The 8,426-nt window shown below is 63.5% G+C and carries 7 protein-coding genes; all 7 read right to left on the bottom strand.

Annotated elements, in window-relative coordinates; genetic code table 11:
* Positions 1–13 precede the first annotated feature (13 nt).
* The gene (locus Q0S16_RS14075; RefSeq protein ID WP_295849230.1) at positions 14–1,945 is read right to left on the bottom strand and encodes a potassium transporter Kup; all 1,932 of its coding nucleotides are present in this window, start codon (positions 1,943–1,945) and stop codon (positions 14–16) included.
* A gap of 121 nt (positions 1,946–2,066) precedes the next feature.
* Complete coding sequence (locus Q0S16_RS14070) at positions 2,067–3,968, bottom strand: potassium transporter Kup (protein WP_295849228.1); 1,902 nt, start codon at positions 3,966–3,968, stop codon at positions 2,067–2,069.
* 155 nt (positions 3,969–4,123) lie between these two features.
* Positions 4,124–4,954 carry a flagellar motor protein MotB gene (locus Q0S16_RS14065; RefSeq protein ID WP_295849226.1) on the bottom strand — a complete coding sequence of 277 codons (831 nt, stop codon included), beginning with the start codon at positions 4,952–4,954 and terminating at the stop codon, positions 4,124–4,126.
* Between the two features lie 24 nt (positions 4,955–4,978).
* Entirely contained in the window at positions 4,979–5,752 is a 774-nt protein-coding gene (locus Q0S16_RS14060; RefSeq protein WP_295849224.1) for a MotA/TolQ/ExbB proton channel family protein, read from the bottom strand.
* Between the two features lie 250 nt (positions 5,753–6,002).
* A complete protein-coding gene (locus tag Q0S16_RS14055) occupies positions 6,003–6,722 on the bottom strand; it encodes an RraA family protein (RefSeq protein ID WP_295849222.1) in 720 nt (239 codons plus the stop codon).
* Positions 6,723–6,866: 144 nt separating this feature from the next.
* Positions 6,867–7,739: a CDP-diacylglycerol--serine O-phosphatidyltransferase gene (pssA, locus tag Q0S16_RS14050; RefSeq protein WP_295849221.1), complete on the bottom strand. Its 873-nt coding sequence runs from the start codon at positions 7,737–7,739 to the stop codon at positions 6,867–6,869.
* Between the two features lie 78 nt (positions 7,740–7,817).
* Positions 7,818–8,426: phosphatidylserine decarboxylase (locus Q0S16_RS14045; protein ID WP_295849219.1), on the bottom strand; the 609-nt coding region annotated here is incomplete at its 5' end.

Below are 8,426 nucleotides of genomic sequence, written 5' to 3'. Positions count from 1 at the left end.
TCCCCTCAGGCAATCAAATAGTTACCTGCGTACCGACCTCGACCACCCGTCCGGTCGGGATCTGGAAGTAGTCGGTGGCATCGTTGGCCGACCGGCTCATGGCGATGAACAGATGGTCTTGCCATTGCGGCATGCCGGATTGCGCCGAGGGCTTCAGCGAGCGCCGCGACACGAAGAACGAGGTCGCCATGATGTCGAACTGCCAGCCGAGTTTGCGCGCGATCACCAGCGCCTTCGGCACGTTCGGCGATTCCATGAAGCCGAACCGCAGCGTCACCAGGGTAAAGGTGGCGCTGATCTCTTCCAGCCGCACGCGTTCGGACGGATCGATGCGCGGGGTCGGCGCCGTCTCGATCGTGAGAATGACGTTCTTCTCATGCAGCACCTTGTAGTGTTTCAGACTATGCATCAGCGCGGTCGGCGCGCTGTCCGGATCGCTGGTCAGAAACACCGCGGTGCCGGAGACGCGCTGCGGCGGCCGCTTCTCGAGCATCGCGATCAGATCGCGCAGCGGGAATTCCAGCTTGCGCGACTTCTCAAACAATAGCCGGCTGCCACGGCGCCAAGTGTACATCAGCATGATTACCACGCCGCCCAGCGCCAGCGGCACCCAGCCGCCGTCAAACACCTTCAGGAGATTGGCGGCAAAGAAGGTGAGATCAAGCAGCAGGAACGGCACGATCAGCGCGGCGGCGGCCCAGGGCTTCCACTTCCAGACCCGCCAGATCACCACAAAGCCCATCATCGCCGTGACCACCATGGTGCCGGTCACCGCGATGCCATAGGCGGAAGCGAGCGAGCTCGACGACTTGAACAGCAGCACCAGCACCACGACGCTGATCAACAGCAGCATGTTGACACGCGGGATGTAGATCTGGCCGGAATGCGATTCCGAGGTGTGGCGAATCTCGAAGCGCGGCAGCAGGCCGAGCTGGATCGCCTGCTGGGTCAGCGAATAGGCCCCGGTAATCACCGCCTGGCTGGCGATGACGGTCGCAGCGGTCGCGAGGCACACCATCGGCACCAGAGCCCAGTCCGGAAACATCAGGAAGAACGGATTTTCCAGCGCGGTGGGGTCACCGATCACCAGCGCCCCCTGCCCGAGATAGTTGATCGCCAGCGACGGCAGCACGATGTACAGCCACGCCGTCTGAATCGGGCGTTTGCCGAAATGGCCGAGATCGGCGTACAGCGCCTCGGCTCCGGTCACGGCCAGGAACACGGCGCCCAGCGTCACGAAGCCGATAATGCCGTGATGGAACATGAACGACACCGCATGCAGCGGATTGAGCGCGAACAGCACCTCGGGGTGGCGCATGATCGGCGGGATCGCGGCGATGGCAATCACGGCGAACCACACGCACATGATGGGCCCGAAAAACGCGGCAACCCGCGCCGTGCCGCGCGATTGCACCGCGAACAGAAGGATCAGGATGATGATGGTGATCGGAACCACATAGGCATCAAATGCCGAGGTGACCAGCTTGATGCCCTCGATGGCCGAAAGCACGGACAATGCAGGCGTGATCACGGCGTCGCCGTAGAACAGGGCCCCGCTGATAATGCCGAGCAGCACGATCAGGGAGGCCCCTCTGCCCTTGCCGACCGCCCGTTGCGCCAGCGCCATCAAGGCCAGGGTACCGCCCTCCCCGTGATTGTCGGCGCGCAGCAGGATCAGCACGTATTTCAGCGTCACTACAATGATCAGTGCCCACAGGATCAGCGACAGCACGCCCAGCACCGCCTCGGGGCTGATGCCGGTGGCGCTATGCCCTCCAGCGGCAACCAGCGCCTCGCGCATCGCATATAGCGGGCTGGTACCGATATCCCCATAGACGACACCGATGCTGCCCAGCATCAGCGCCTTGAAGCCCGCGGTGGAATGAGTGTCGCCACGGGCCGCTACGGTTGTATCCGTGGCGGGAATGGCGTTGTCACTGGTCATGGATCGGCCTCTGAGCCTTGCGGCGAATGGCGAAGTGAGGCGGCAGTAGCCTGCGCCGGAGCGCCTCATATAGCGTCATTTCAATCGCCAGCCATGTAAAATCGCACGAACCGGCGATGCGTTAGATCGTCACCTGGGTACCGACCTCGACGACCCGCCCGGTCGGGATCTGGAAGTAATCGGTGGCGTCATTGGCGGATCGGCTGAGAGCGATGAACAGATGATCCTGCCATAGCGGCATCCCGGACTGCGCCGACGGCTTCAACGAGCGGCGCGACACGAAGAACGACGTCGCCATGATGTCGAACTGCCAGCCGAGCTTTCGCGCGATCACCAGCGCCTTCGGCACGTTGGGCGATTCCATGAATCCGAAGCGCAGCCGCACGGTGGAGAACTTGTCACTGATATTTTCCATCCGCACCCGCTCGCTGAGATCGACGCGGGGCGTCTGCCCGGTCTCGATGGTCAGGATGACGTTATGCTCGTGCAGCACCTTGTTGTGCTTGAGATTATGCAGCATCGCCGTCGGCACGAAATTGGGATCGCTGGTCAGGAACACGGCGGTGCCCTTGACGATATGCGGCGGACGTTTTTCCAGGCTCTTGATCAGGTCGCGCAACGGCACCTCGGTGCGCCGGGTCTTGGCAATCAGGATCGCGGCCCCGCGGCGCCAGGTCCAGATCACCACCGCCATGGAAATGCCGAACATCAGCGGCACCCAGGCGCCTTCGAGCAATTTCAGCAAATTGGCACTGAGGAAGGTCATGTCGACGATCACGAACGGCACGATTACAGCGGCGGCGGTAGCGGCCTTCCAGTTCCACAGCTTCCAGATCACCACGAAACCCATGATGCCATCGGCGACCATGGTCGTCGATACCGCGATGCCGTACGCCGAGGCGAGGCCGCTGGAGGTGCGGAACAGCATCACCAGCAGCAGAACACCGATCAGCAGCAAGCGGTTGACGCGCGGCAGATAGATCTGGCCGGCATGGGTCTCGGAAGTGAAGCGGACTTCAAAGCGCGGCAGCAGACCGAGCTGTACAGCCTGGCGCACCAGCGAATAGGCGCCGGTAATCACGGCCTGACTGGCGATCACGGTGGCGGCGGTGGCCAGCACGATCAGCGGCACCAGCATCGACTCCGGCGCCATCAGATAGAACGGGTTCTCGATCGCGGCGGGATTCGACAGCACCAGCGCGCCCTGCCCGAAATAATTGATCAGCAGCGCCGGCAGTACGAAGAAAAACCAGCCCGTCTGGATCGGCTTGCGGCCGAAATGGCCGAGATCGGCATACAGCGCTTCACCGCCCGTCACCGCCAGGAAAACGGCGCCGAGCGTCACCAGCCCGATGGCGCCGTGCGACAGCAGGAATTGAATGGCGTAATAGGGATTGATGGCGGCGAGCACCGACGGATCGTCGACAATGTGCACGGCGCCCATCACGGCCAGCACGCTAAACCAGACGATCATGACCGGGCCAAAGGCGGTGGCGACCTTGGCCGTGCCGACGCGCTGCACCGAGAAAAGGACCACCAGAATCACCAGGGTCAGCGGCACGACGTAATGCTCAAGCGCCGGTGCGGCCAGCTTGAGGCCTTCAACGGCAGAGAGCACAGAGATCGCCGGCGTGATCATGCAATCGCCGAGGAACATCGAGGCGCCGACCACGCCCAACGCCAGCAACGGCCAGCTGCGGCGGCCCAAGGCGCGTTGCCCAAGGGCCATCAGCGACAGCGTTCCGCCCTCGCCATTATTGTCGGCGCGCAATAGCAGCAGCACATATTTGGCGGTGACGACGATAAACAGCGCCCACAGGATCAGCGACAGCACGCCGAGCACGATGATGCGCGTCACCGGTGCGCCATGGGTAGCGCCGGCGACAGCTTCGCGAAATGCGTAAAGCGGAGAGGTTCCGATGTCGCCGAACACGACGCCAATGCCGCCCAGCGTCAATTGCCAGAAGCCGGTAGACACCGGCACTTCATGCGGCACTTCGGTCGATGTGTCGGTGGCGGCCATGCTGCTCTGAAACGCCCTGCGGGTTATTTTGCCCCCGGCTATGGCGTGCCGGGCAAGGCCAGTCAACCGGGGCAATATATCAGAACGCCCCACAGCCGCCCGTCCCGCGGGCATCAATTTCGGGGTGGAGGGTCAAAAAAAATTATTTGACGCGCTCAGGGCTTCAGGTTTGGTGGCAATGGCGGATCTTCCCGCATCAGGGTGATGGTCACCCGGCGGTTGGCGGCCATCGTCGGATCGTCGGGAAACAGCGGCTGGCTATCGGCCTTGCCGGACACCGAGAACACATGGGCCGGCGGCAGACCCTCCCGTTCGAGGATCTGGCGCACCACATTGGCGCGGTCCGCCGACAAATCGAATGCGTCATATTCACTGCGCGCGGGGACATAGCCCGCGGCGGTATGGCCGACAATGGCCACCCGCAGCGGAGTCTGTTTCAGCGGCCCGGCGAGCTTTTGCAACAACTGGCGGGTGCGCTCATAGGGAACCTTGGACCCCTCGCCAAACATCGATCGGCCGTTCTGGTCGATGATCTCGAGGTTCAGGCCCTGGCTGGTTTCCTCGAACATCACGTTCTTGGAGATCTCGCTAATCTCCGGCATGTCCTGCAACGCCTGCCGCAGCGACGCCGAGGCCAATGCGAATTCGCGGTCCATCTTCAGCTTGGCGCCGGCCGGCCGACCGGTGGAATTCTTTTCGTCCGGGCTGGTGACGTTGGACGCCTCCTCCGGCGAGACGTGCCCCTTGTTCTTGGTCTGGCCGCGCGTTGGCAGGCCGTCTGCTTCGATGACGCCGGAATAGCGCGCATCCGACTGGACGCCGAACGCCTCGCGCATCGAGCCTGCGACGATCTTGAGCTTGACGGTGTCCTGGGTCGAGAACGAGACGAGCATCACGAAGAAGCTCATCATCAGCGCCATCAGATCGGCGAAGGTCACGAACCAGCCGTGTCCGCCATGGGCCTCTTCGCGCTTTTTCTTCGCCATCTTTTGCTCCCAGCCCGTCCTTGCTTACGCGGGGACCGGCTCGCCTTCCTCGTGGCGATGCTTCTCGGGCAAATAGGCCAGCAGCATTTCGCGCACCAGGGTCGGGCTCTTGGAGTCGCGGATCATCAGGATGCCGTCGATGATCAAGGTGCGATTGGTTTCTTCGTCCAGCAATTTGCCGTGCAGCTTGTCGGCGATCGGAAGGCAGAACAAATTGGCGACCAGCGCGCCGTACAGGGTGGCCAAAAGCGCGGTCGCCATGAACGGACCGAGCTTGGAAGGATCCGGCATGTTGGAGAACATCTGCACCATGCCGATCAGCGTACCGATCATGCCGAAGGCAGGCGCGCAGTCGCCGATCGCGCGGTAGATCTTGCTACCTTCGTTGAGGTGCATCAGGAAGTTGTCGCGGTCGCGCTCGAGATTGTCGCGGATGAATTCAAGATCGTAGCCGTCGGCGACGAAACGGATGCCCTTGGCGAGGAACGGCTCGTTGGTCTCGACCTTTTCGAGCCCGACCGGGCCCTGCTTGCGGGCGATTTCGGCGATACGGGCGAGCTCGTCGACCAGGTCGCGCGCCGACAGCCGGCTCATCGTGAAGGCAAACTTGGCGCCGAGCGGCAGCCCGTGCAGCATCACGCCGAGCGGGAAGCGGATCATGGTCGCGGTGATCGAGCCGCCGAAGATGATGATCATGGCATGCTCGGAGACGAACATGTGCAGATCGCCGCCCATGAACACCATCAGCGCGATGACGGCAATGCCGCCAAGGAGCCCTGCGCTAGTCATGATGTCCATGGAAAACTCCGACGCTATGCTACGCGAACTAAGGTCCGTCCTGGACGGTACGCCACCCAAATCGGCCGCGCATCACGGAACGTAGCGGCTGCGCCATTAAGGACGGGTAAAGCTTACGGGACCAATCCACCTATGTCGGCACATTAAGCGCTTGAACAGTCGCCGACCGAAGCTCGGCACGCCCCCGCTGCCATCGCGGGGGCGATCTTCACAGCTTGCTAACCATGCAATCTTGGGTACGCTTCGGCCGTCAATGGATCTCCGAAGATTGCTTCAGTGCTTCCTTCAACTTCGCCAGCGAGAACGAGGCGCTGCGCGCGATCGCGAGGATCGGCGTCTCGCGACGGCCACACAGTTCGGCGGCGTCGGGAAGTTTCGCGGCGATATCGAGCGGGATGACGACGGCGCCATGCTGGTCGGCATGGATCAGATCGCCGGAGCGCACCGTCATGCCGGCGACGCGCACCTCGCCACCAAAATTCTCGGCGTGAACATAAGCATGCGACGGCCCGATCGAGCCTGCCAGCGCCTGGAAGCCTTCGGCCCATTGCGGGATGTCGCGGATGGATCCGTCGGTGACAACCCCGAGGCACCCCAGCGCCTTGTGCACGGCGCTCTGAACCTCGCCCCAGAACGCGCCGTAGCCCACGTCCGCGCCGTCGATATCCTGGATCACGCTGATCCGCGGCCCGGCGCCGGTACCGACATAGTCGTAATAGGCAATCCGCCGTGCCGCCTGCTCGGCGGCCGGCAGGCCGGAAGACAGGACCGAGCGGATGGTTGCCGTACGGGCGTAGCCAACGATCGCCGGCAGATCAGGAAACGGGCAGACCAGCGGCTTGGTGGTGTAACCGATCAGCCGGCGTTGCGGCGCCACGATCTCCATCGCATTGCAGATCGTCGGCGTGTCGTAGCGGCCGAGCGCCTCCAGTACCGATGCGGGCAGCGGCTCGTTTGCGGAATTCGTCACGGCGTTCTCCTCGTTGATTATCGCATCCAGTCTTTGCCGGATGTCGTTGCAGCGGTTGGGATATAGCCCGCTTTCTACCGGCGTCACAACGCGGACGGCCGCCTCCCCTTCGGAAGACGGCCGTGCAGGCTGCGGCAGATGCGATCAGTCGAGGCGCGGCGGCCGGTCATCCGGCGCAGCGCCGGCCGCGGGAGCCGGATAGGCCGGGTGCGGACTCGGGCCGGCGGCGGGATCGGCAGCTGTTTGCGCGGCCAGCGCCCGCTCCTGCTCGCGGTACGACTTCCAGCCGAACGGCAGGCTCGCCAGATAGAGCAGCGAAACCACCGACAGGATGTGCCACGGGTAGCCGATCAGCAGCGCGATGAAGAGCACCACCCCCACGAACACCGGCAGCACCAGTTCGCGCGGCACCCGCATGTTCATCGATTTGCCGGAGAACACCGGCAGCCGCGACACCATCAGGAAGCCGATCAGCAGGGTGTACAGCGCGGTCAGCACCGCCGGCGACATCGGCACGTCGAGGAATGACAGATAGATCGGCAGCAGCACGGTAATGGCGCCGAGCGGCGCCGGCATGCCGGTGAAGAAATTGGCGGCAAAAGCCGGCTTGTCGGGATCATCCATGGTGGCGTTGAAGCGCGCCAGCCGCAGGCTGCCGCCGATCGCGAAGATCATCGCGGCGATCCAGCCGACATTATTGAGATCGTGCAGCTGCCAGAAATACAGGATCAGGCCCGGCGCGACGCCGAAATTGACGAAATCAGCGAGACTGTCGAGTTCTGCCCCGAATTTCGACTGCCCCTTGATCATGCGGGCAACGCGGCCATCGACACCGTCGAGCACCGCGGCGAACACAATGAACCCGACCGCCAGTTCCATCCGCCCCTCGGTCGAGAGCCGGATCGCGGTCAAGCCGGCGCAAATCGCCAGCAACGTGATCATGTTAGGGACCAGCATCCGGATCGGAATGGTCCGGAAACGGCGCGGGCGCTCGGGCGAGGCGGGATCGGGGGGCATTTGCATATCTCTCTTTAGCAAACCCTACCCGGTTCCGCCAATACGGCGAAAACCGACCGATTCCGGCGCATCAGGGGTTTAGTCGACCCGGTAGGTGCGGCCGCCATCACCCTGCTTGAAATCGGCGAGCACCGTCTCGCCGGCGATCGCGGTCTGGCCTTCCGACACCAGCGCCTTGCTGCCTTCCGGCAGGTAGACATCGAGCCGCGAGCCGAACCGGATCAGGCCGAAGCGCTCGCCGGCGCCCAGCACCTGGCCCTCGCGCACGAAGGACACGATCCGCCGCGCGATCAGGCCGGCGATCTGCACGACGCCGATGCGCCCGCCGGGGATCGAGATCACCAGCGAGTTGCGCTCATTGTCCTCGGAAGCCTTGTCGAGTTCGGCATTGATGAACTTGCCGGGACGGTAGGCGATGCGCTCGATGCGGCCAGCTACCGGGCTGCGGTTCACATGGCAGTTGAACACGCTCATGAAGATCGAGATGCGCAATAGCGGCACGTCGCCGAGGCCGAGTTCGGCCGGCGGCAGCACCATCGAGATCAGCGACACCCGGCCATCGGCCGGCGCCACCACGAGGCCCTCGCGAACCGGCGTCACCCGGACCGGGTCGCGAAAGAACAGCGCGCACCACACCGTCAAAACGGTGCCTATCCATCCCAGCGGGGTCCAGATCCAGAACAGGAT

It is taken from the genome of Tardiphaga sp., from assembly GCF_025356345.1.
Taxonomy (GTDB): Bacteria; Pseudomonadota; Alphaproteobacteria; order Rhizobiales; family Xanthobacteraceae; genus Tardiphaga.
The sequence above is the reverse complement of the archived record's forward strand: the minus strand, read 5'-3'. Positions and strand labels throughout refer to the sequence as shown.

What these genes read in the sequence shown, in the direction of transcription:
- Q0S16_RS14065 (WP_295849226.1), bottom strand. Translation starts at nt 4,954, where the DNA reads ATGGCGAAGAAAAAGCGCGAAGAGGCCCATGGCGGACACGGCTGGTTC.
- Q0S16_RS14075 (WP_295849230.1), bottom strand. Translation starts at nt 1,945, where the DNA reads ATGACCAGTGACAACGCCATTCCCGCCACGGATACAACCGTAGCGGCC.
- pssA (WP_295849221.1), bottom strand. Translation starts at nt 7,739, where the DNA reads ATGCCCCCCGATCCCGCCTCGCCCGAGCGCCCGCGCCGTTTCCGGACC.
- Q0S16_RS14070 (WP_295849228.1), bottom strand. Translation starts at nt 3,968, where the DNA reads ATGGCCGCCACCGACACATCGACCGAAGTGCCGCATGAAGTGCCGGTG.
- Q0S16_RS14060 (WP_295849224.1), bottom strand. Translation starts at nt 5,752, where the DNA reads ATGGACATCATGACTAGCGCAGGGCTCCTTGGCGGCATTGCCGTCATC.